The sequence below is a fragment of the Chryseobacterium sp. MEBOG06 genome, from assembly GCF_021869765.1.
Classification (GTDB): domain Bacteria; phylum Bacteroidota; class Bacteroidia; order Flavobacteriales; family Weeksellaceae; genus Chryseobacterium.
The window spans coordinates 2,741,671-2,765,046 of the sequence record NZ_CP084580.1; the positions used below are offsets into that span (position 1 = coordinate 2,741,671).

At 36.2% G+C, this 23,376-nt stretch carries 22 protein-coding genes; 13 read left to right on the forward strand and 9 right to left on the reverse strand.

Annotated features, from left to right (window positions below; genetic code table 11):
- The first annotated feature begins 147 nt into the window (after positions 1–147).
- Together LF887_RS12580 and LF887_RS12585 are read left to right on the forward strand one after the other, a co-directional pair.
- Positions 148–774 (forward strand): hypothetical protein, encoded by a 627-nt coding sequence (locus tag LF887_RS12580; RefSeq protein WP_236854548.1) that lies wholly within the window; start codon positions 148–150, stop codon positions 772–774.
- Positions 775–816: 42 nt separating this feature from the next.
- Positions 817–2,172, forward strand: coding sequence for a chloride channel protein (locus LF887_RS12585; RefSeq protein ID WP_236854549.1), 1,356 nt, complete (start codon positions 817–819; stop codon positions 2,170–2,172).
- 76 nt (positions 2,173–2,248) lie between these two features.
- Here the strand turns inward: LF887_RS12585 and LF887_RS12590 are convergent, their stop codons facing one another.
- Positions 2,249–2,752 carry a hypothetical protein gene (locus LF887_RS12590; RefSeq protein ID WP_236854550.1) on the reverse strand — a complete coding sequence of 168 codons (504 nt, stop codon included), beginning with the start codon at positions 2,750–2,752 and terminating at the stop codon, positions 2,249–2,251.
- A gap of 242 nt (positions 2,753–2,994) precedes the next feature.
- On the opposite strand from LF887_RS12590, the gene rpsF reads away from it, so the two are divergent.
- The 3 genes from rpsF (at position 2,995) to rplI (ending at position 4,286) form a co-directional block, all read left to right on the forward strand.
- Entirely contained in the window at positions 2,995–3,336 is a 342-nt protein-coding gene (gene rpsF, locus LF887_RS12595) for a 30S ribosomal protein S6 (RefSeq protein ID WP_236854551.1), read from the forward strand.
- A gap of 32 nt (positions 3,337–3,368) precedes the next feature.
- The gene (gene rpsR / locus LF887_RS12600) at positions 3,369–3,671 is read left to right on the forward strand and encodes a 30S ribosomal protein S18 (RefSeq protein ID WP_034706728.1); all 303 of its coding nucleotides are present in this window, start codon (positions 3,369–3,371) and stop codon (positions 3,669–3,671) included.
- Between the two features lie 111 nt (positions 3,672–3,782).
- Positions 3,783–4,286: a 50S ribosomal protein L9 gene (rplI, locus tag LF887_RS12605; protein WP_236854552.1), complete on the forward strand. Its 504-nt coding sequence runs from the start codon at positions 3,783–3,785 to the stop codon at positions 4,284–4,286.
- A 143-nt stretch (positions 4,287–4,429) separates the two neighbouring features.
- Here rplI and LF887_RS12610 read toward each other — a convergent pair whose 3' ends face one another.
- Positions 4,430–5,233 carry a helix-turn-helix domain-containing protein gene (locus tag LF887_RS12610; RefSeq protein ID WP_236854553.1) on the reverse strand — a complete coding sequence of 268 codons (804 nt, stop codon included), beginning with the start codon at positions 5,231–5,233 and terminating at the stop codon, positions 4,430–4,432.
- Positions 5,234–5,369: 136 nt separating this feature from the next.
- Between LF887_RS12610 and LF887_RS12615 the strand changes: the two genes are divergently transcribed.
- The 5 genes from LF887_RS12615 (at position 5,370) to LF887_RS12635 (ending at position 11,137) form a co-directional block, all read left to right on the forward strand.
- Entirely contained in the window at positions 5,370–6,704 is a 1,335-nt protein-coding gene (locus LF887_RS12615) for a TolC family protein (RefSeq protein WP_236854554.1), read from the forward strand.
- 5 nt (positions 6,705–6,709) lie between these two features.
- Positions 6,710–7,756, forward strand: a complete 1,047-nt coding sequence (locus LF887_RS12620; RefSeq protein ID WP_236854555.1) for an HlyD family secretion protein — start codon at positions 6,710–6,712, stop codon at positions 7,754–7,756.
- A 1-nt stretch (position 7,757) separates the two neighbouring features.
- Entirely contained in the window at positions 7,758–8,018 is a 261-nt protein-coding gene (locus LF887_RS12625) for a hypothetical protein (RefSeq protein ID WP_236854556.1), read from the forward strand.
- Positions 8,008–9,570, forward strand: coding sequence for a hypothetical protein (locus LF887_RS12630; protein WP_236854557.1), 1,563 nt, complete (start codon positions 8,008–8,010; stop codon positions 9,568–9,570). Before LF887_RS12625 ends, LF887_RS12630 begins: the two co-directional genes overlap by 11 nt.
- Before the next feature lie 205 nt (positions 9,571–9,775).
- Positions 9,776–11,137, forward strand: coding sequence for an aldehyde dehydrogenase (locus LF887_RS12635; RefSeq protein WP_236854558.1), 1,362 nt, complete (start codon positions 9,776–9,778; stop codon positions 11,135–11,137).
- 63 nt (positions 11,138–11,200) lie between these two features.
- Here the strand turns inward: LF887_RS12635 and LF887_RS12640 are convergent, their stop codons facing one another.
- On the reverse strand, positions 11,201–11,764 hold the full coding sequence (locus tag LF887_RS12640) for a thioredoxin family protein (protein ID WP_236854559.1): 564 nt from the start codon (positions 11,762–11,764) through the stop codon (positions 11,201–11,203).
- A gap of 81 nt (positions 11,765–11,845) precedes the next feature.
- Between LF887_RS12640 and LF887_RS12645 the strand changes: the two genes are divergently transcribed.
- The 3 genes from LF887_RS12645 to LF887_RS12655 all read left to right on the forward strand — a co-directional run bounded on the left by LF887_RS12645 (position 11,846) and on the right by LF887_RS12655 (position 14,391).
- Positions 11,846–12,724: a lysophospholipid acyltransferase family protein gene (locus LF887_RS12645; RefSeq protein ID WP_236854560.1), complete on the forward strand. Its 879-nt coding sequence runs from the start codon at positions 11,846–11,848 to the stop codon at positions 12,722–12,724.
- Between the two features lie 12 nt (positions 12,725–12,736).
- Positions 12,737–13,720 (forward strand): glycosyltransferase family 2 protein, encoded by a 984-nt coding sequence (locus LF887_RS12650; RefSeq protein ID WP_236854561.1) that lies wholly within the window; start codon positions 12,737–12,739, stop codon positions 13,718–13,720.
- 116 nt (positions 13,721–13,836) lie between these two features.
- Positions 13,837–14,391 carry a 3'-5' exonuclease gene (locus LF887_RS12655; RefSeq protein WP_236854562.1) on the forward strand — a complete coding sequence of 185 codons (555 nt, stop codon included), beginning with the start codon at positions 13,837–13,839 and terminating at the stop codon, positions 14,389–14,391.
- A gap of 70 nt (positions 14,392–14,461) precedes the next feature.
- Here LF887_RS12655 and apaG read toward each other — a convergent pair whose 3' ends face one another.
- From apaG to LF887_RS12685, 6 genes are all read right to left on the reverse strand, one after another.
- Complete coding sequence (gene apaG, locus LF887_RS12660) at positions 14,462–14,851, reverse strand: Co2+/Mg2+ efflux protein ApaG (RefSeq protein ID WP_236854563.1); 390 nt, start codon at positions 14,849–14,851, stop codon at positions 14,462–14,464.
- A gap of 81 nt (positions 14,852–14,932) precedes the next feature.
- Positions 14,933–16,186: a 2-oxoglutarate dehydrogenase complex dihydrolipoyllysine-residue succinyltransferase gene (gene odhB / locus LF887_RS12665; protein WP_236854564.1), complete on the reverse strand. Its 1,254-nt coding sequence runs from the start codon at positions 16,184–16,186 to the stop codon at positions 14,933–14,935.
- A 38-nt stretch (positions 16,187–16,224) separates the two neighbouring features.
- Positions 16,225–19,038, reverse strand: coding sequence for a 2-oxoglutarate dehydrogenase E1 component (locus LF887_RS12670; protein WP_236854565.1), 2,814 nt, complete (start codon positions 19,036–19,038; stop codon positions 16,225–16,227).
- Positions 19,039–19,163: 125 nt separating this feature from the next.
- A complete protein-coding gene (locus LF887_RS12675; RefSeq protein WP_236854566.1) occupies positions 19,164–20,204 on the reverse strand; it encodes a polyketide cyclase in 1,041 nt (346 codons plus the stop codon).
- A 198-nt stretch (positions 20,205–20,402) separates the two neighbouring features.
- A complete protein-coding gene (locus LF887_RS12680; RefSeq protein ID WP_236854567.1) occupies positions 20,403–21,671 on the reverse strand; it encodes a glucose-1-phosphate adenylyltransferase in 1,269 nt (422 codons plus the stop codon).
- Positions 21,672–21,967: 296 nt separating this feature from the next.
- On the reverse strand, positions 21,968–23,374 hold the full coding sequence (locus LF887_RS12685; protein WP_236854568.1) for a glycogen synthase: 1,407 nt from the start codon (positions 23,372–23,374) through the stop codon (positions 21,968–21,970).
- Between the last annotated feature and the right edge of the window lie 2 nt (positions 23,375–23,376).

Below are 23,376 nucleotides of genomic sequence, written 5' to 3' on the forward strand. Positions count from 1 at the left end.
CACCGGGAAGCTTTTTTTGTTTGAGCCACAAATTCAGAAATCTGTTTGACCGCACTTTGCGTTTTTTTTATTGGGAGGCTGCCTTTATTACTCTTTGAATCATAGAATTTCATGAAATAGTTTTATCTTTAATAAAATATTTCACCAATGGAGCTTGATTTTAGAAAACTATATGTGACCAAATTGTTTGATTTTTCTAAACAAGAAGAAGAATTGATTTTTCAGGTTTATGATGCCTTATTGGAAATGTATGATATTTCGGTTGTCAATATTGAAGATTCTCCTTATCAGAAATTCAGTTCTGAAACAGTAGATTTTCTAAAAGAGCCAAAGATCTGCTACGCTGTCACTGATAAAGATAAAAGGACAGAGTTCTATCTATTTATCATCAATAAAATCAGTCCTTCATTCCGGTGGGTCCGTACCACTGACAAGTATGATACCTTAGAAATTTGGGGATTAAAAAAACTGAGTGAAGACTTTGGTTTTATATCCATCAACAAAAAGAAGCTTACCGATAAAATAGCGGGGATTTTCAGCAGCTTTAATATTAATTTTAAAGAAAACAGGGATTTCAAAGATTTTTACGTGCTGGGAAGTGATCCTTATAAAACGATGACCTTTTTAAATCCGGAAAGAAAGAAAACTATACAGTCTGTTGCTGATGGAAGTTTCAGCCTTGAAGTTAAAAATGATATATTATCTTTTGGATTCCCAAAAACACTGAGTATTGATAATGCTCTGGCTATATCAAAATTTTTAGAAAAAATCTGATTTTCGTTTTTTTGCCGTAATTTCATCTCACAAAACTAACAAATGCTGAAATTTTTCACCTCCATACGGGAGGCTCTTAAAAATTCCTTTGACAATATCAGGAATGAACAGCTGAAGAACAACCTGCTTCAGGCTATTCCTTTCTGGATTGCCTCTGTTATTACCGGTTTTTTCGCTGTACTCTATGCGAAGGTATTCGCCTGGGGTGAAAATTTTATGAATTTTATCTTTGACTGGCATGCCTGGATGATCTTCATTATCGCTCCTATTGGGTTTGTACTTTCATGGTGGCTGGTAAAAGAATTCGCTCCCAATGCCAAAGGAAGCGGGATTCCACAAGTTATGGCTGCGGTAGAACTTGCCAATCCGAAAGAGCATACGAAAATCCGAAGCCTTCTAAGCATTAAAATTATTTTTTTCAAAATTCTGTCCTCGGTTATTTTAGTTATAGGAGGAGGCGCTGTAGGACGTGAAGGACCCACTATTCAAATTGCAGGTTCTGTTTTCAGAAAAGTCAACGAGTACCTTCCCGAGTGGTGGCCCAAAATTTCGAAGAAGAACATGATTATGACCGGTGCGGCTGCGGGTCTTGCGGCGGCTTTTAATACTCCTTTGGGAGGAATTGTATTTGCTGTTGAAGAACTGTCAAAAACGCATATCAATTACTTTAAAACAGCTCTGTTCACTGCTGTTATTATTGCAGGCTTAACAGCTCAGACCTTAGCAGGATCTTATTTGTATTTAGGATATCCCAAAACAAATGATGTATCTTTAATGGTTATGTTTCCCATCATTCTTGTTGCAGCTACAGCCGGCATTTTTGCCAGCCAGCTTTCGGTGATTATGCTTAAAATCAATGGCTGGAAAAAGAAAACCCTGAAAACAGATAAAGCCAATGTAGTATTTTTAGTTATTTGTGCTTTAATTATTGCATCGATTGCTTATTTTATCAACAGAGAAATTCTGGGTTCCGGGAAAGAAATTATGGAACGTGTTCTTTTTACCAAAAACAAACACGAAGACTGGTACGTCCCTGTTTTAAGGATGCTTGGCCCTGCCCTGTCTTTTACATCAGGTGGTGCCGGTGGTATTTTTGCTCCGGCTCTTACCGCCGGAGCAAGTATTGGTTCCGTCATTTCAGGAGCTATTCATTTAACAGCTAACGAAACCAATGTCGTTATTCTGGCGGGAATGGTAGCTTTTCTTACCGGAATTACAAGAGCACCATTTACATCTGCTATTATCGTTTTAGAAATGACCGACAGGCATTCATTAATCTTTCATCTCATGCTTGCCGGAATGGTTTCTTCTATCGCCTCTATCCTGATAAGCAGACATTCTTTATATGATGTACTGAAGGTTAATTTTTTGAAGGAAATTAGGGGAAAAGATAATTGATAATTGATAATTGATAATTGATAATTGATAATTGATAATTGATAATTGATAATTGAAATTATTTCTCATTCAGCTTCTACTCCTTTTTTAGCATAATTCTTAAATCCTTCATTGCTTCCAACAGATTGGCTGCAGCCTCATAATCCGTCATCTTGATGACCAGTTTTTTAAGTTCTCTTTTTAATTTGCTGATTTCATAAGTTACAATATTCAAATAGGCAATATTATCTTTTCTTTTTGAAAGTTCATGAAAGGCAACTACTTTACTTAGATCCCAGAGGTTACCTTCATGCACAATTTTACCTTTTTTATTCAAAGAATTGATCTTAATATGATCACCTTCAAAATAAGCCTTTAGGGACAGATCATTTCTATCCCTGTCAATTCCGTACTCGTTTATTTGGGATATCATAAAGTTTCTGGCTTCATCTGCAGTCTTATATTTCCCCATAACTTCTGTTTTACCATTATTGTAAGTTATTTGATAAATTTCAGATTTGTCTAATGAGTGAGTTGGGCCATCAGGATTATCTTTATAGGTAATATTTGAACTCCCTATTTCTAAAAGTTTGATATCCATAGAGGTTCCGTTTTTTCTGGAAATTATGTCTTGGGAATAACATGATATTGCCATTAATAATAATGGAAAAACATAATTTTTAGCTCTCATAATGAAAAGTCTTAGGTATGAAAATACAAAAACATCAATCATCCGTCAGCAGAAAAGTGAAAACTATCAATTATTACGCTCCCACTGTTGTATATTACAAATATATTCTCTAATTTTGCACCTCGAAATAATTAACAAATTCATTTAACATTATGAACAATTACGAAACTGTTTTCATTTTAACTCCCGTTCTATCTGAGGCACAGGTAGAGGAAGCAGTGAACAAGTATGTAGATCTTATCAAAGAAAAGAACTGCGAAATCATTGCTAAAGAAAACTGGGGATTAAAAAAACTAGCTTACCCAATCCAATTGAAAAAGAATGGGTTCTATACTTTAATCGAATTTAAAGGAGAAGGTACTGTAGTAGCTGACTTAGAATTAGCATTCAAACGTGACGAAAGAGTAATCCGTTACCTAACTACAAAACTTGACAAGCACGCTGTTGAGTACGCTGTAACTAGAAGAGCTAAAGTAAAAGCAGCTAAAGCTTAATTATTAACCCTATTTTTTAAAAAAGACAAGACATGGCAATAGATGAAATGGCTAAACAAGCCTCTGCAGGAGGAGAATCAGAAGTAAAATTCCTTACTCCACTTGATATCAATACAAAATCTGAAAAGAAATATTGTAGATTCAAAAAATACGGAATTAAGCACGTTGACTACAAAGATGCTGATTTCTTATTACAATTCGTAAACGAGCAAGGTAAAATCTTACCAAGAAGATACACTGGAACTTCTTTAAAATATCAAAGAAAAGTTTCTGCTGCTATCAAAAGAGCAAGACACCTTTCTTTACTACCTTACGTAGCTGACTTATTGAAATAAGACAAAAAAATAAATAAAAGAAGAGGGCAACCTCTTCTTTTGTTGCTGAATAAATAATTAATTCTAACTTGATTTTGGATCACTCTAAAATCTAAAAAAAGGACAACAACAATGGATATTATCCTAAAACAAGACGTAGAAAACTTAGGACTTGAGTTTGATACAGTAAGCGTAAAGCCAGGTTATGCTAGAAACTTTTTACTTCCTAAAGGAATTGCACTTTTAGCTACACCTAAAAATAAAGCAGCTCTAGAAGCTACTTTAGAAGCTAGAAAAGAAGAAGAAGCTAAATTAATCGCTGCTGCTAACGCTGTAGTAGATCAATTAAAGAAAACTTCTATTACTATTCCTGCAAAAGTAGGTTCTGGTGATAAATTATTCGGATCTATCAACAATGCAGATCTTTCTGCAGCTCTTGCTAAAGCTGGAGTTTCTGTAGAGAAGAAATACATCAAAATCCCAGGGAACACTATTAAGAGAACTGGTAAAGTAACAGCAAACATCAGATTACACAGAAACGTTGAGTACAATTTCGAATTCGATATCGTATCTGACGCACCGGTTGTAGCTGCTCCTGCTGCTAAGAAGGAAGAAGTTAAATCTGAGGAAGCTTAATCAAGCAACCGAGATTTTCTCACCATATAAAGACCACTTCAATGTAATTTGAAGTGGTTTTTTGTTGGATATAATTTTATAGGGAGGCTTTAGAAGTAATATCGTGTATTGTAAGTCTACATTATCCAGCCTGCCCCATACAGTTAGCGGTCACCTCTCAATTTGTGCTGATATTCTGTGGGGGCCACTCCAATTATCTTTTTAAAAATATTGCTGAAGGAGGATAAACTGTTATACCCTACCATCATTGCAATCTCATACATATTGTATTTCCCTTCTGATATAAGCTCAAGGGATCTGGTAATTCTCAAAGCTCTCAGAAAACGGATATAATTCATGCCCAGAATCTCCTTAAATTTTCTGGAAAGGGTTCTGGTACTCATTCCAAATTCTTTAGCTGTAGATTCAATCGTAAGAGGCTTCTCAAGGTTTGCATGAATATACCTGGCAATCTTCAGTAAAGTTTCATCCTTAGGAAAGGGATGCTGTACAGGAAATGCAAGCTGTTTATCTCTTTTCTCAGGTAAAATCCCTTTCAATGCTTTGAGAAAAAAATATTTAGAACCATCATTTTTTGTGATTTTTCCATCCCAGTCTTTCGTATGCAAAATCATCTCACGAAGCAGATTATTTACAGAGTAGATATTAATTTCATCAAAAAAGCCACTTTCGCCATCTTCTTTTTTAAAATAAAAATTGTACAAATCAACTTTCGGACTGGTAGAAAAAATATAATGTGGCGTCCCGGCAGGTATCCACATGAAACATCTTGCCGGAAGATACCAGTGCCTCAAATCAGTAAAAATATGCACAATACCCCCTTCTGCGTACACTAACTGCGCCGAACTGTGATAGTGAATTTCTGTTGTTACATTTCCCGTAAGTACGTGATAAATGTAAAACTCTGAATCTTTATCTTCAACTTCTTTAAAATGGTCGTGGTTCATGAAATAAAGATAAGGAGAATTTTTAAATTGGCGCAAATGAGCAAATCTTTTTCTGTTTTCACAAATAGAGTCTTCTCCTTCCGGGCGTAACTTTGCTGCATCAAAATCATTTTAGCAAAAATCCTTTAATTAATTTATGAATATCACATTTAACGCAGGCAGATATCTGTGCATTGCGTTGTGCTTGTTATTGAGCAATATTTTACATTCACAGATGATAGACTACCAACATATTGGTTTACAACAAGCTATAGAAGTTGGGTTGAAAAACAACAAAAACATTCAGATAAGTCATCTAAAACAGGAAATGTCCGCCACCAAAGAGAAAGATCTCAAAATGGAAAAACTTCCGGACATAGAATTCCATACAAGCTATACTCAGGTTACCAACCTTTTTCAGTATCAGGATGGCGTGTTCAATAAACCGACAAAATACGATGCCATCAATGGAATGTATGATTTTACACTCTCCGCTTCCATCCCGGTGTATATGGGTGGGAAAATCAAAAACACTGAAAAGAAAGCAGCCATTGACACTGAGATTTCAACTCTAAAGACCCATCTGGATGAGAGACAGCTTAAAATGGAGATTATTACTGCCTTTTTACAGATTCACCATCTGAAAGAGCAGCAAAATCTTATCAATGACAAAATGAAAGAAGATTCTGTAAATATCAAACAGGTTAAAGTTCTTAAGGCAAATGGTGTTGTAACAGTAAATGAAGTGCTAAGAACCTCTTTGCAGCTTTCTAATCATAAAATGAGCTGGACAGAACTGGATAATGACATACAGATTGCAGAACATAAGCTGAAAACAATTCTGGCCTTACCGGAAAGTCAGGAAATGCACGTTAACACAGAAGATCTGATTTCGGATAAAGCGGGAATTCCTTACATTGATGAATTGACGGAAACAGCCCTCACCAAAAATGAATCTGTTGAAATGACTCACAAAAATCTTTCTTTAAAAGAGCTGGATCAGAAAATCACCAAAGCTAATTATTTACCTAAAATAACAGCTGGTGGAGAATATTTTATAAAGTATCCGAATATGATGTTCTTTCCTCCGGAGCCTTATGCTTACCGTCTGGGAATGCTTGGCGTAAATCTTACTTACCCTATTGAAAACCTGTACAAAAACAAATACAAAATGCAGGAAGCAAAGGAAAATATTGATCTTGCCAAACTTCAGATAGAAGAGAATGAAGAGAAAATAAGACATACGGTATATGAAGCCTACAAAAAGTTTCAAGAAACCGATCAGAAAGTAAAAATAGCAGAAGAAGCAATTGATCAGGCTAAAGAGAATTACCGTATTGTAAGAACAAAATATGCCAATAAGCTAAGTCTTATCACCGAATTAATAGATGCTGACAATACTTATCTGGAAGCAGAATCTAATTTAATATCCGTAAAAATCAACCGACAACTAAAATACTATCAACTCCAATATACGATTGGAAACTTATAAAAACTATGGCACAGAAACAACTGACACAAAAGGAAAAAAGAATCAACAAAACAATTACCTTACTGGCCTGGATCCTTATTATCAGCGGAATCACAGGAATGGTAAGTTTCTATATCTTTTCCAGAAGTAATGTCACTACTAATGACGCACAGATAGAACAGTATATCACTCCGGTATCAAGCAAAGTTTCAGGATTCATTAAAACCATAAAATTTAATGAGAATCAGTTTATACATAAGGGAGATACTTTAATTGTCATAGACAACAGAGAATATACGAATCAGGTACAAATGGCAGAGGCTAATCTTCATGCCACTACAGCTACTATTGCCACTATCCAGAGCGGAGTGAATACCAAAGAAAGTGATACAAAGATCATTGATGCAAAGATTACTTCTGCAAAAATTGATATATGGAGAACAGAACAGGATTTCAAACGATATAAAAACCTGCTGGCCGAAGATGCTGCTACAGAACAGGATTTTGAAAATATAAAAGCTTCTTACGAACAGTCAAAAGCCAACCTTTTGGCATTGGAACAGCAAAAAAATGCAGTAAAAGCCGGAGCTAATGAGCAGCAGACCAAGGTTGCTCCTGTTAAAAGCCAGATTCAGCAAAGTTCTGCCAATCTTAATAATGCCAAACTGTTCCTGTCTTACACTGTAATTACAGCACCTTATGATGGCTGGGTAGGTAAAAAAACGATTCAGGAAGGGCAGCTCATCAAAGAAGGACAGGCACTGGTACAGATCGTAAGCAAAGAAAAATGGATCATTGCCAACTATAAAGAAACACAGCTTGGACAGATTGATCAGAAGCAGGAAGTAATTATCACTGCTGATGCTTATCCTGGGATTGAATTTAAAGGAAAAATCCTTTCAGTTTCTCCTGCATCGGGATCGCAATTTTCATTAGTAAAACCAGATAATGCTACTGGAAACTTCGTAAAAATTGAACAGAGATTTCCTGTGAAAATTCTTCTCGATACCAATAAAGATAATGAAAAGCTTCTTTCCGGGATGAATGTTCTGGTAAGTGCTAAGAAAATATAATATGAGTATTGGAAAGCCTCAGAAGGCTCTCTGGTTTAATTCATTTTCAATTTTTTTAAAGTTAGATTTTTTTTACCGCGAAAAGGCAAAACCGCAAAATAGCGAATCTGCAAATTTTTTCTTGAGCATATTTGCCATTTTACCTTTTACTTTTACACCTTTGCCCTTTTGTCTTTTCGCATTTTTTAATTCAGGCACAAAAGTTTTATTAACCATAGCAGCTTTCGCAGCCTATTTCGCTATCAAAAACAATGCAGCATAATACAGTTTATCATAAATGGGTACCACAATGGCTGAAACTGCCTCTCCTTACACTGGCACTGTTTCCCCATTTGATGTTGTTGTCGCTCTTACATTCAAACAGCGCCTTCACCTCTTCTTTTATGGATGTAGATTCAGATGACATCCAGTATTTAATGATTTTGATGTATGGGACATTTGTGGTTACCCTTTTAGTTTTACAGCGGTTCATGGCTTACTTCAGTGTGAAGTATTACATTCTGCTCATGGCATCTGTTTCAGTGATTATTCTTTACGTCCTATCCGTCACCAATGATTATCATGTCATATTGGTTATCCGGTTTTTAGAAGGCATATTCGGGCTTCTGGAAGGGGCTATTTTCCTTCCTTTGATTGTTGCAGAATTAAAAACAAAACATGCTAAAGTTTTCTCTTACCTTCTGATGTATGCTATTATGCTTACAGGAGGTACAGTGACCACTTCCCTGTTAAAATCAAGTATTGAAGATTATGATTTCCGGCATATGGTTTTAATGATGGTTTACTTTCATGTATTTGTTCTGATTATTGGGATCACTATTTTTAACAGAAACCGTTTCTTTCCAAAAAAACCCTTATATCAGCTGGATATTACCAGTTGGTTTTTACTTTGGGTTTGTCTTCAGGCCGGCGGCTATGCTATTATCTATGGAAAAAGATTAATGTGGCTTGAATCTGATACGATTATAATGTGTCTGTTTGTTTTTTTGCTTTCAGGAGGTTTATTTATGCTTAAACAGAGAAATTCCAAGAGACCTCTGTTTCATTTTGAGGTTTTCGGTTCTAAAAACGTGATTGCCGGGATGATTCTGTTCTTTATTTTTTACCTGATCCGCTCCGGCCTGAACAATGTATATAGTATCATGGCTACAGTCTGGAAATGGCCGTGGGATTATATTGTGAACATTCAGTACTGGAATGTTGCGGGAACGCTGTTGGGTGTATTCGTGTCAGGAATATGTCTGGTAAAAGGAATTTCATCAAGAATTGTTTTCTTTACAGGATTTCTGCTGTTGGCCGTAGATTGTGCATGGTTTACGTACACTTTCTATCCGGACACCAGTCTTTTCACCATCTGCCCGCCTCTATTTTTACAGGGAGTTGCTCAGGGACTGCTTTTTACTCCTTTGGTTTTCTTTCTGATTTCAGGAATGCCGGAAGAATATGTAGCCAATGCGACTGCTTTAGGAACTACTACCCGTTTCTGGACTACTGCTATTGGGTATGCTCTTATGCAGAATCTGATGCTATTTTTAACGTTAAAACATTCCGATACCCTTAGCTTTAACCTTACCGATACCAATCCTGTTTTTTACAGCCAGTGGAACCAGATTTTTGGAGCTAATATTTCAAAACTTCCCGTCAATGAATCCTTATCTATGACAGCAGGTGCTTTTAAAGCTAAAATAACAGCACAGTCGATTTTACTTTCCAATATGGAAATTTTCACGGGGTTATTCTGGCTGTCATTTATTACAGCACTTCTATTGCTGCTTTATCATCCTGTAAAAATAGCAGTAAGAAATATTATGTAATAAGGATAAGCCTTTAATATGAAAAACTAAAGATTTATTGTTTCTTAATTATTTTCACACAATAGCGCTATTTCCATTCTTATCGTTAATTAAGCAAAATCAAACAATACAACCTCTGTTTTTTTTAACTTTGGCCGGCTTATTGTTCATTTTCCCCAATAAGAATATTGCAGTTATAACTACTATTTAATGTAAAAGCTTACGAATGGAAATTGAAAAAATTGTACTGAGTCAAAAAGATTTCTTTAAAACACAGCAGACCAAAAGCCTTGCCTTCCGGAAGATCTATCTTGAAAAGCTTCGGAATCTGATAATTACCAATGAAGATATGCTGTATGAAGCGATTTACAAAGATTTTGGAAAATCTAAATTTGACACATTCACTACAGAACTGTCTTTTATTCTTCATGACATAGATTATTACTTAAAGAACCTAAAGTCTCTTGCAAAACCTAAAAAAGTAGGCACCAATCTTGTCAATCAGTTTGGAAACAGTAAAATTTATGCTGATCCACTGGGTTGTGTACTGGTTATCGGAGCATGGAATTATCCTTATCAATTATCACTTTCCCCGATTGTTGCTGCCATTGCTGCTGGAAACTGCTGTATTCTAAAGCCCAGCGAAATTGCTGAAAATACGATGAAAGCGATGGCTGAAATTATCAATAAAAATTTTCCGCCCGAATACCTGTATGTATACGAAGGCGGTATTGATGAGACTACAAGACTGTTAGAGTTAAAATTTGATAAAATATTTTTTACAGGAAGTACAAAAGTCGGAAAGATTATTTATAAAGCGGCTTCGGAACATCTTACTCCTGTTGTTCTTGAGCTGGGCGGTAAGTCTCCGGCTATTGTTACTAAAGATGCCAATCTTGACATTGCTGCCAAAAGAATTGTGTGGGGAAAATTCCTTAATGCAGGGCAAACCTGTGTTGCGCCGGATTATTTATTGGTGGAAGAGGTGATTCAGGAACAGTTTCTGGAAATGCTCAGGAAATACATTAAAGAATTTAAATACAATGCTGATTCTGAACAATATACAAGAATTATCAACCAAAGAAATTTTCATAGATTAACTAAGCTTATCAGTCCGGAAAAAATATACTGTGGTGGAGGTTTCAGCGAAGAAAAATTATATATAGAACCCACCATTCTTACTGATATCCATTGGAACGATGAAATCATGCAGGAAGAAATTTTTGGCCCGCTCCTTCCTGTTCTCAGTTTTCAAAACTATAATGCCGCTTTGAACTCCATTTTAGAACTTGAAAAACCTCTTGCGGCATATCTTTTCACTAATAATACTGAAGAAAAAGAGATATTTACAAAAAGGCTTTCTTTTGGCGGAGGCTGTATTAATGAGACTATTATGCATTTGGGCAATGGGAACCTGCCGTTTGGAGGTGTAGGAAATTCCGGGATAGGAAATTATCACGGGAAATATGGTTTTGATTCTTTTTCTCATCAAAAATCTGTTCTTGAAAAAGCTACCTGGGGTGAGCCGAATATAAAATATCCACCCTATTCTGAAAAAAAATTAACGTGGATTAGAAGGCTGTTATAATAATACACCAACTTTTACAAAACAATAAAAACTCTTTTTAGATGACTAAAAAGAGTTTTTATTTTACACTTTACCTTTTTCCAAAAATTCCTTCACTTTTTCTTTGCTATAGCCCTTTCCTTCCTCCAGAACCTCGCTTTGCTGGACGTGAATTTTTTTCCCGTTTTTATCTAAAATAATAAAGAATGGATAAGCTTGCTGTTCGTTTGTATTAATATACTGAGCAAAAACTTTTTCATTTTTATTATCCGGAGAATAATTCAAATGATAATACACATATTTTTTGTCTGCAATCTCCTTCAGTTCAGGAGTTGTCTGTACAAAATTATTAAAACGAAGACACCAGATACACCAGTTTCCACCAGCCTGAATCAAAATATTCTTCCCTTCTTTTTTTGCCTTGGCGATCGCGTTATTGATATCTGCCTGTGCATCAGCTTTTGGATTATAAGGCTTAGGCAATTTCACTTTTTCTTCAGCAGCTTTTTTCTTTGCTTCTAAATCTTTCTGCTCTGTCTGCACTATAAGAGCTGTTTTTTGCTTTCCTTTATCTGGTAAATTCTTTACCTCCTGAGAAAAAGCAAGAGCGCTTAATCCTACGAAAGCTAGTATTGTCAATTTTTTCATAACATAAAAGTAAAAAAAATAATATATATCCCCCTGCAAAAATAGAACCATAATTTTATTATTACTAAATTTGCCTGTTTTATGAATTTCCTAATCAAAATATTATACTTCATCTCTAAGCTTCCGCTTAAAATATTATATATTTTTTCGGACGTTATCTTCTTCTTAAATTATTATCTGGTAGGTTACAGAAAAAAGGTTATTACCCAAAATCTGAGAAATTCCTTTCCTGAGAAATCTGAAGAAGAGATCAGAGAAATCCGCAAAAAGTTCTATCGTAATTTCTCCGATTATCTCGTAGAGACTATAAAATCATTCAGTATCTCTGAAAAAGAGGCAAGAGTGAGGATGCAGCACATTAATCAGGATGTATTTCACGAGGTCCAAAAAGAAGGTAAAAATATCATTCTGCTTGCCGGACATGTATTTAACTGGGAATGGATCAATGCATTGGCAAGAATTGTCCCTCAAAAACATTGTCACCCTGTTTACAGAAAAGTAAACAGCGATTTTTGGGAAAACCAGATGAAAAAAGTCCGTAATAAATTCGGAAATGAAGCATTGGAAGCCAATGAGGTAATCAGAAATATTTTCAGAACTAATAATGACGGAAGTTCTATTTATATGTTTGTTGCTGATCAGACTCCCCATTTCTCTCATGTAACTTATGGGCTGAAGTTTCTCAACCAACGGACACCCGCTTTTATAGGATATGATAAACTGGCAACCAGAATGGATCTTGCCTTTATCTACTGCGAGATGAAAAAAGTAAAACGCGGTTATTACCAGGTTAATTATCACAGAATATATCCGGACAATGAAAAGTTTACCGAACACGAAGTGGTAAGAAAATTTCATAAGCTGTTAGAGAACACCTTACACAAAAATCCGGACAATTATCTTTGGTCCCACAGAAAATGGAAGTATCAGGATTCTATCAAAACATTTGATTCTGAATAAAAATAGATTGACATGCAGAAAAAACTGGCAGTTGCCATCTTGAACTGGAATGGCAGAAATTGGCTTGAAAAATTTCTTCCAAATGTAGTTGAATTTTCTCAAAATGCAGACATTTATGTTATTGATAATCTTTCTACAGACGATTCCGTACCCTTTATAAAAGAGCATTTCCCTACAGTAACGGTCATTAAAAATGAACAGAACTATGGGTTTGCGGGAGGCTATAATGAAGGGCTAAAAAAAATAAGCAATCCATACTACTGTCTTCTCAATTCTGATGTAGAAGTTACAGAAAACTGGATAGAACCTGTATTGGAGTTGTTTGAAAAGAATGTTTCAGTCGCCGCAATTCAACCTAAAATTTTATCTTATCATAATAAAAGTTATTTCGAATTTGCCGGAGCAGCCGGTGGTTTGATTGACAATCTTGGTTATCCCTATTGCAGAGGAAGGGTTTTTGATGATCTGGAAGAAGACAAAGGACAATACAATGATGAAACAGAAATCTTCTGGGCATCGGGATGCTGTCTTTTTATCCGTTCAAAAGATTTTTGGGATCAAAATGGCTTTGATGCCAGATTTTTTGCACATCAGGAGGAAATTGATTTATGCTGGAGGCTTATCAATACCGGAAAAAAGATCTTTTACACAGGAAAATCCAGTGTGTATCATGTAGGGGGCGGAACGTTGAATAAGCAGAGTGCTCAGAAAACGTTTTTAAACATCAGAAATAATCTTTCTATGATGCTGAAAAATCTTCCTTTCCCTCAATTGATATGGCTTATTTTTTTCAGACTCTGTCTGGACGGTATCGCAGGAATTTATTTTGGCTTCAAACATGGATTTCTACACCTGTGGGCTGTAGTAAGGGCTCATTTTGGATTCTACGGGCAGCTTCCGGGGACCTGGAAACTTCGACAGAAACATCAGAAAAAGAATTTCTACCAATCGAAATGGTTAATCTTCAGACACTTTCTGGGACGAAAAAACAAGTGAAAAATTAATAGTTATGGAAAAGACATAAATAAGTGTATTGTCTTACCAACTAAGGATATATTATTCTTTGTCAACTTAGAACCATTAAAGAATAACAACTAATTTACAATGTAACAATGGATTTCTGTGCAATAGATTTTGAAACAGCAACTCACGAGAGAAGCTCAGCTTGTGAAATGGGAATTTGTGTGGTACAAGACTCTAAAATTGTAGAGACTAAAACCTGGCTGATCAAACCGCCAAGTTTCCCTTATTTCAATAAATTCAATATTGCTGTACACGGGATTCATCCCGAAGATGTACAAAATGCACCTACCTTTGATGAAATATGGCATGAAGCACAAGATATGATGTACGGAAGCCTTATGATTGCTCATAATGCGAGTTTTGATGCTTCCGTCTTAAGAGGCTGCCTGGAATATTATGGATTGTTTACTCCCAGCGTAAACTATCTGTGCAGCATTCAGCTTGCTAAAAAATCTTGGAATTATCTTCCAAAATATGGATTGAAACCTTTGGCGGAATACCATAATATTAATTTTAACCACCACCGCGCAGGCGCTGATGCTGAAGTATGTGCCAAAATATCTCTGCTGGCTTTTGAGAAGCTCTTTCTCACCAGTAATGATGAAGTGCAGGATTACATGAAAGCAAAAATCAAAAAGCTTTAGTAATTATACAATAATTAAAACCCGGGTTCTTTTTATCTGACCTCTGTACCTCGTTAAGATACAGGAAAAATTAATTACTTAAAACTTCAGACAACAGGTTGAATTTTGGAATATCCACTTCAAAAGTTTCCTGCGTTTCCATGTTTTTAATCAGGTATTTTCCGCCCATATTCCCTACTCCGGAACGAAGCATCACATTTGAAAAATAAGCGAAATTTTCACCTTGTCCTATTTCAGGAGTCAGACCTATTACGCCGTCTCCTATAATCTCTGTGTATCCGAATCCTACATCAAAAATTAACCATTTTCTTTTCAATACTTTGATAGGAAAGCTTCCGTCATTTTCTATCGTAATATTGTATTTAAAAACATAACGGTTTTCGGAGGGATAACTGTTTTTACTATCATATTCAGGTATTACTGAAACTTTGATATTGGAAGTCATTTTTGAAAACATCATTGTCGTATTTTCTTAATAGATACAAAAATCTCGCCTTTTTTAAGGCGAGATTATATATTTATATTATAATTTTATTAAAACTTATAATCCAAGGCCTTTTCTCTCGTTACCTCCCATCAATACTTCAACAGGATTGTCAATGCCTTCTTTTACCGCAACAAGGAATCCTACAGATTCTTTTCCGTCGATAATTCTGTGGTCATAAGACATAGCCACATACATCATTGGTCTGATAACTACCTGTCCGTCAACAGCTACTGGTCTCTGGATGATATTGTGCATTCCAAGAATTGCAGATTGTGGAGGGTTGATGATTGGTGTAGACAACATAGATCCGAAAGTACCGCCGTTTGTAATGGTGAAAGTACCCCCTGTCATTTCATCCACAGTAATCTTACCGTCTCTTACTTTTACAGCAAGATCTTTGATGTTTGCTTCAACTCCGCTGAAAGTCATGTTTTCTGCATTTCTCAATACAGGAACCATCAATCCTTTAGGTCCTGAAACTGCAATTGAGATATCACAGAAATCATAGTTTATTTTGAAGTCTCCGTCGATAGATGCATTTACATCCGGATACATCTGTAATGCTCTGGTAACTGCTTTTGTAAAGAAAGACATAAACCCAAGTCCAACTCCGTGTTTTTGAGCAAATTCTTCTTTGTAAAGTTTTCTTAATCTGAAAATTTCAGACATATCTACTTCGTTGAAAGTTGTCAACATCGCTGTTTCGTTCTTTACAGAAACCAGTCTTTGAGCGATTTTTCTTCTTAAAACTGAAAGTTTAGTCGTAGTAGTAGTTCTTGCGCCTGTAGCAGTTAAAGAGTTTCCTCCTAATGCAGGAACTGCAGCCAGTTCAGCATCAGTTTTAGTGATTCTGCCATCTCTTCCTGTTCCGGAAACCTGTCCTGCATCCATTCCTTTTTCGTCAAGGATTTTCTTAGCTGCCGGAGATGGAGCCCCTGTAGCATAAGTTTGTGGAGCGGCTACCGGAGCAGCTGGTTTTGGAGCCTCTTGTTTAGCAGGTTCAGCAGCTTTTGGAGCTTCTTCCTGTTTCGGAGCTTCAGCAGCAGGTGCAGCACCTTCTGGTCTGGCAGCATCCATATCAATTAAACAAACTACCTGACCTACTTGTACCACATCACCTTCTTCTGCTTTTAAAGTGATAATTCCACTTTGTTCTGCTGGCAATTCAAGCGTTGCTTTATCTGAATCTACTTCAGCGATAGGTTGATCTTTTTCTACGTAGTCACCATCTTTTACAAGCCAAGTTGCAATTTCAACTTCTGTGATTGATTCGCCCGGTGAAGGAACTTTCATTTCTAAAACTGACATATCGAGTATTTTTTATTTTTTAACTGATTATTATTTAATTAAGCTGTAACAGGTCTTTTTACCGGAGCATCATCTCTGTCAAAAACTCTGTTGATTACTGCGTTCTGATTTTTTTCGAACATTTTGTGGCTACCTGGAGCCGGAGCACCGCTTGGTACCGGAGCAACAACCTCAATTCCTGTGTTTCTGAAGTTTCTTAGGATATAAGACCACGCTCCCATGTTTTCCGGTTCTTCCTGAGCCCAAACTAATTGTTTTTTGTTCTCATACTTACTGAAGATAGCTTCAATAGCATCTGTCTGAAGTGGATATAACTGTTCGAATCTTACTAAAGCAATATTTTCACAGTTTAATTCTTCTTTCTTCGCTAATAACTCGAAGTACAGTTTACCTGAGCAAAGAACTACTTTCTCAACTTTCTTAGGATCTGCAGTAGGATCATCTAGGATTGGCTGGAATGAACCGTTTGCAAAATCTTCAAGTGGAGAAACAACTTTAGGGTGTCTCAATAGAGATTTAGGACTCATTACGATCAATGGTTTTCTGAATCCCCACTTCAATTGTCTTCTTAATAAGTGGAAGTAGTTTGCCGGTGAAGTAATGTTAGCTACCACCATGTTTTCATTGGCACAAAGTGTAAGGAATCTTTCCAGTCTTGCTGAAGAGTGTTCTGCACCCTGTCCTTCTGAACCGTGAGGCAATAGCATTACCAATCCATTCTGAAGTTTCCATTTTTCTTCTGCAGCTGCCAGATACTGGTCAACGATGATCTGAGCTCCGTTCACGAAATCACCAAACTGAGCTTCCCAGATTGTTAATGTATTTGGAGAAGCCATTGCATATCCGTAATCAAAACCTAGAACACCATATTCTGAAAGGTGAGAGTTGAATACATCAAATCTGCTTTCTGATACATGTCTTAGAGGAATATATTCTTCTTCTGTATCTTCTGTTTTTACAACAGCATGTCTGTGAGAGAATGTACCTCTTTCCACATCTTCTCCGGAGATTCTTACATTATGACCTTCTACAAGCAGTGTTGCATAAGCTAACCACTCTCCCAATGCCCAATCTAATGAATTACCTTCAATAGCTTTGATTCTGTTTTCAAAAAGTCTTGTAATTTTATTGATGAATTTTTTATCTCCAGGAAGTGTTGACATTTTAAGGGCCAATTCTTTCAGCTTCGATGCATCATATTTTGTATCAACAGGCAACTGAACGGCTCCTCTTTTTCCGATCGGATAGTTAGTCCAGTCTTCAGACATGAAGAGATCCATTACGTTTTTCTCAATTTCTTTGGAAGCATCAAAGTCTTTATCTAAAAGAGCCTTGAAGTCAACCTCCATCTTTTTGATGATATCATTTGAGATAACGCTGTCGTTGATCAGTTTATCTTTATAAATTTCTCTCGGGTTCGGGTGCTTGGAAATAGCTTTGTAAAGATTGGGCTGTGTAAACCTTGGCTCATCTCCTTCGTTGTGACCATATTTTCTGTACCCTAAAAGGTCGATATAAACATCTTTTCCGAATTTTGCTCTGAAATCAGCAGCAAAATGGATTGCATGAACTACTGCTTCAGCATCATCAGCATTTACGTGCATTACAGGAGATTCTGTAACTTTTGCAATGTCTGTACAGTATGTTGAAGATCTTGCATCAAGGAAGTTTGTGGTGAAAGATACCTGGTTGTTTACCACGATATGAACAGTACCTCCTGTTTTATAGCCTTCCAATGTCATCATCTGAGCTACTTCGTAAGCAATACCCTGTCCGGCAATAGCACCATCACCGTGAATGATGATTGGCAATACTTTAGAGTAATCTTTGTATTTGTCATCTACTTTCGCACGGCAGATTCCTTCTACCAAAGCTGCTACGGTTTCAAGGTGAGACGGGTTTGGAGTAAGATTGATACAAACTTCTTCTCCTGAAGCTGTTTTGACCTTTTTAGATGATCCTAAGTGATATTTAACGTCACCTGAGAATACATCTTCTTCAAATTCTTTTCCTTCAAATTCTGAGAAGATCTGCTTGTAAGATTTTCCGAAAATATTGGATAATACGTTCAGTCTTCCTCTGTGAGCCATTCCCAATACTACTTCATCTACTCCTAATTGAGAAGATCTTGAAATTAATTGGTCTAAAGCAGGAATTAACGTTTCACCACCTTCCAGTGAGAATCTTTTCTGACCTACAAATTTTGTGTGAAGATAGTTTTCAAAGGCAACTGCCTGGTTTAATTTTAATAAGATTTCTATTTTTTCATTTGCAGAAAGACTTGGGTGGTTTTCATTTACCTGAAGCCATCTTTTGATGAAATCTTTTTCTTCAACATTGTTGATGTAAGTATATTCTACTCCGATAGAATCACAGTAGATACTTTCTAAATGCGTAATCAAATCTGCTAATGTAGCAGGCTCTTTCATTCCTGTTTCAACAGCACAGTTGAATTTAGTATTTAAATCTTCTTTAGAAAGCCCGAAGTTTTCGATATCTAAAGTAGGTGTATAGTGTCTTCTTTCTCTAACAGGGTTTGTTTTTGTAAACAAGTGCCCTCTTGTTCTGTAAGCTTCAATAAGGTTTACAACCTTGAATTCTTTTTTGATATGCTCAGGAACCTCTCCATTTGATACTGCCTGAGAAATCTGTTGTACTGCCGGAGCAGCATTGGCCGGAGCCTGAATAAATTGAATGTTATCGTCATCACCATAGTTCTCTAAAGCAAAATCGAAGCCTTGAAAGAAGGCTTTCCATGATGGTTCTAGAGAGTCCGGGAATTTTAAGTACTGTTGGTATAAATCCTCAATTAATTGAGAATGAGCTGCGTTTAGGAATGAAAATCTGTCCATTATTACAGTTTATCTATTTATTAAAATTTATTTGTAGAATTAATCTTCAAATTTAATAAAAAAAACCGAGTTAGAACAGTCTCAAACCGTTAAAAAAAATTAAGAAAATTAAAAATTAAAAAAAATCACTTATACACTGATAATGAGAGCTTCATATTCACTTCCTGCCCTTCCATAGGACGTTCAATAAAGGTCTGAAGGATGTCTCCGAAGCGCATCTCGTCTTTTTTCGCTTTCTGAATCAGCTGCTGAATTGCCTTAATTCGGCCTTCATAACTTCCTTTGTAGTACATGACGTAATTTTGAGACGGATTTACGGACCTAAAATTGAAATTATTATCAGACACTCCTATTTTCTTGGAAAGTGGAATTCCCAGGAAGTAAGAAACCTCTTTGTCCTTGTAATTATCCGCATCAGTCATCAGAACCGGATATCCAAATTCATCATCTTTTTTCCCCATATCCATCGTCACAAAATTATACACTTTGTTATAATTCATCACGATATTTTTGTAAAGGGCGTCTTTCTTGTTTGAAGTACTTACATTGATCCCGAGCAACAGCTTATCTTCTTCTTTCTCCACCATCAGGCTGTCATATTTAATGGCTGCCATCCGGTTATCTTTTTCAACTTTATTTCCTAAGGAATTTTTAAGATTAACCATACTTTTGTTGATGTTCTCGGCAAAGCGGTCTTCGGTCCAGAAATTCTCTACCCTTTTCCACACAGAAAGTTTTGGGGTGTGCACATACCAGATAATTTTTGTCTTTTCTGCAGAAACAGGCTTAAATTTAACGTCAACTAATGTCGGATTTTCATTTTCATCCTCAAAAAGCTGATATTTCAGAGTTTTATTCAGATTCTCATACCTGATAAACATTTCCCCATCGGTATCGTTTTTAGGATCTACGTAGCTAATAGAGCTCCCCTGTCCTTCATAAGGCGTATAATAATCAATATCTATGGATTGTGAACTGGTAAAAAAGTTGTTCCATCTTGTAAAATTCTGAAGATTATTAAATTGAGTAAACACTTTATCCACCGGATAATCGATCTCTTTTTCTATCGTAAAGTTTTTACTTTCGTCAACAAAATAATACATGGAAGCAGCATAAGCTCCCCCCAGCAAAACAATAATTACAGTTAATATTTTAAAAATACGCATCGCACAAAAATAATACAAATAAAAAGAGTGAACAATATGCTGATCACTCTAGTTTTATGTTTAACAATAATTAACCTAATAATCAATTTTCAGGATGGAAATCACATAAATGGGGTTAAAAATAATTGTTCGGAGCTTCATCTCCATAATTAACTGCCTTAATAATTTACTTTCTCCAACTTCAAATTTCTTTTGTTACTACCCTATATGGGTGCCCGGAACCAATACAGCTCCTTTTTTTACAACAACGATACCATCCTGTACAGAATAAGTTCCATAGTCTCCATCAGGAATATGCTTCCCTCCTATGATTTTTACGTTATCGCCAATGTAACAGTTTTTATCAAGTATTGCTTTTTCTATGTAACAATACTTACCAATTCCCATATTCGGACGTCCTGCTCTGTCATTCAGGACAATTTCGGTGGTATTCTGATAGAAGTCAGCTCCCATTACGTAAGAGTTGACGATAGTACTGCCTTTATCAATTCTTGTTCTGTTTCCGATCACTGAATTTTCAATTTTATCTGCCATAATGATACATCCGTCTCCAAAAACTGCCTTACTTACATAAGATCCGTTGATCTTGGACGGAGGAAGCATTCTCGCTCTTGTATAGATAGGTGAAGACGAGAATAAATTGAACTGGGGAAGATCCAGACAGAGATCCAGATTTGCTTCATAAAAGGATTCTATCGTCCCAATATCAGTCCAGTAGCCCTCATATTGATAGCTTAATGTTTTATATTTCCCAATGGAATTCGGAATAATATCTTTTCCAAAATCATCACCTGCTCCTTCGTCAAACATCTTTTTAAGGATCGTTTTTGTAAAGATATAAATCCCCATAGAGGCTAAAAACTCTTTCCCTTTATGCTTGTTTTCCTCGGAAACTTCGGATTTAAGGCCTTCCAGCATATCAAAATCCGGTTTTTCATAAAAAGAAGTGATATTTCCTTCATCATCAGATTTTAAGATCCCAAAACCTGTCGCATCTTTAGCATTTACAGGAATTGTTGCTATGGTAAGATCTCCGCCATTTTCAATGTGAAAATTCAGCATTTCCCTGAAGTCCATCTGATACAACTGATCTCCTGAAAGAATCAGGATATAGTCATAATCATACTTTTCAAGGTGTTTCATAGACTGCCGTACGGCATCTGCCGTTCCCTGATACCAGCTTTCATTTTCTACATTCTGCTCGGCAGCCAGAATATCAACAAAACCTTTACTGAAAATATCAAAGTGATAAGAATTCTTGATATGTGAGTTAAGAGAAGCTGAATTGAACTGTGTTAGAACAAGGATTTTATTCAATCCTGAATTCAGACAGTTTGAAATAGGAATATCTACCAGCCTGTATTTCCCTGCAATAGGTACCGCTGGTTTTGATCTTGAATACGTTAACGGGAATAATCTTGTTCCTCTTCCGCCGCCCAATACAATAGAGATTACATTTCTGTTCATAAATATCTTGCGTTTTTTTATTTTATTAAGTTTACTGTTCTGTTCTTAGTGTTTGCATGAAGTGTACAGCAGTTAATTCTATTATCATCTTTATCATACCCATACACTGCCAATTCGTACATATCTGAATTACTGAGTTATTTTACCTCCTTATATACTCCGTCTATTTCTATATTGCATTTTTTAAGTTGTTCCCTGAAAGCCCCAGCGGTAATTAAAACATCCACCATATCAGATTTCTTCGATGTAAAATCATCTAAATCCTTTTCATACCTTGCTTTCCAGTCTTTACCATATCAGCTATTATATAAAGCTATGTATTTTTCCGCAGATTTCTCCCATGTAAAATCAAAATTCATGTTGGCATGGATAAGATCTTCCATCACTCCTTTTTGATTGTAAATTCCCAACGCCCTGTTCATTGCGTGCACAATATCATCCACTCCCGCATAGGTAAAGTTTAATCCCGCTCCTCCAGTTGAAATATCTTCTACAGTATCTCTGAGTCCGCCCGTATATCTTACCACCGGAACCGTTCCATACCTCATGGAATACATTTGATTCAATCCACATGGCTCTACTCTTGACGGCATCAGAAGAAAATCTGCCGATGCATATATTTTGTGTGAAAGATGTTCTTTGTAACCTAGATCCACTGCAAAATTGGTGTAGGTATAATTATATTCCTTCAATTTACTCTCAATATAATGGTTACCAGAGCCCAGAATCATAATGTTTAAAGCCCCATAACTTTGCTTGATACTTTTCCAAACAACATCGGGCAGCAGATCTGCTCCTTTTTCTGTAGCAAACCTTCCGATAAATGCAAATAAAGGAAGTTCAGGCTTCAATCCGTATTCTTTACACATTTTTTCCTTATTCTTTTTCTTTTGGGCAACTGCATTTTCAATATTAAAATTAAAATCCAGCATTGGATCAGTTTCGGGGTTCCATATTTCGGTATCAATGCCGTTAATAATTCCGTATGCTTTTCCGAATTCCTGACGAACCAGGCTTTCCAGGCCGCGGAAGCTTATAAAAAGTTCTTCCAGATATCCTTCAGAAACAGTAGTAAAAGCATGAGAACATTTGATCATACTGGCCAGCGGGTTCATGAATCCGTTCCAATCCATTAATCCCCATTTATAGGAATCAAATGCAGGCATATAATTTGCCATATTCCAGCTCATCATCCCCTGATATTCTCCATTATGGATTGTTCCAATTGTTTTTACGCCTTTTAAGAACTCAAATTCCGGACAATTTTCTACCATAAATGGAACCAAACCGGTATGATAATCATGGCAGTGTAAAACATCAGGTCTGATCTCCATAGCACACATCCAGTGTAATATGCCCTGCTGAAATGCCATAAACTGAAAACTTTCATCCTGATATCCGTATGGATTATCTCTATCCAGTAATCCGGGAATTTTTACCATATAAAGTTCAAACCCCAAAACATCTGTTTTTTCTTTTAATATCTGAATCTGTAACCTGTTTGGACCCTGATGAATAAATCCATCAAAAACCACATCAAATTCATGATCATACACAAAGGGCTTATTATACCATGGCATTACTACTTTGGCATCTATTCCTTTTATTTTGTTCTGATATTTAGGCAGCGCTCCAACTACATCTGCCAGACCTCCTACTTTTGCTACAGGGTAACATTCTGTACTTAAATGATAAATAACCATTC